This window comes from Oleiphilus sp. HI0067 (assembly GCF_001635735.1).
Genome location: NZ_LWFI01001138.1, coordinates 1 through 873, shown reverse-complemented (window position 1 = coordinate 873; position 873 = coordinate 1). Strand labels below are relative to the sequence as shown.

Here is an 873-nt window from a genome sequence, read left to right as displayed (position 1 = left end):
GTAATACTTATTGCGTTTAAGCGAATGTTCTGAAGCTTTCGGGCAGTGTGTGCTCATGATGCTTTGCTGAATTATTGAGCGCTAAAGAATAAAGAAAAGCGTAAGGAATACCAACAGTTGATGCTTGAAACAATGCGGCGAAAGAAATGGGAAGAAGGAAATACTGGATAGTGGATTTGGGTGGGGAATGACCAGCTAGCCCTTCATTCAGATTGACGGGCTAGCTGGTAGAGTTCGGAGCTTGTTATTTACACTCGCTCAAGCTTTTGACCATTCCTTCGATCAGCGCATTGTAATGGCCTGGGCCTTCTTCAATTGCGCTACCAAGCGGGTCCATAATGCCGATGGTTGTGACCACTGAGCCTTCGAATACATTGCTCACTAAGCCTGAGTCAAACTGAGGCTCTGCAAAGACACAGGTCACATTGAGTTCCGTGACTTTATCTTTAATTTCTTTGATGCGTGCTGGACTTGGTGCTTCGGCATCTCCAAGTGTAATGGATCCAGTTGCTGGAACATTGAAGCGTTTTTCAAAGTATTGATAGGCATCGTGGAAGACGACAAACTTTGGTTCACCCAGTTCTGAAATTTGTGCTTGTGCGTTTGCAATTAGTTCATCCAGACCTGCGATTGCCTTTTCAGCATTCGCTTCGTATTTGTCAGCGTTTTCTGCATCCATTTTTGAAAGAGTGTCTTTAATCACAGTCACCCAGTTTTTCGCATTAACAGGGTCAAGCCATGCGTGAGGGTCTACTCCGTCATGGGCATGGTGATGACCTTCATGCTCATCATGTCCATGGTCGTCATGTCCGTGATCATCATGCTTGTCGTGTCCGTGGTCGTCATGCTTGTCGTGTCCGTGGTCGTCATGCT

Annotated in this window: 1 protein-coding gene; it reads right to left on the bottom strand. The window is 45.9% G+C overall.

Annotation, left to right across the window (positions count from 1 at the left end; genetic code table 11):
* Nucleotides 1-244 precede the first annotated feature (244 nt).
* The coding region (locus A3739_RS16545) for a zinc ABC transporter substrate-binding protein (protein ID WP_156502634.1) at nt 245-873 on the bottom strand (629 nt) is incomplete at its 5' end.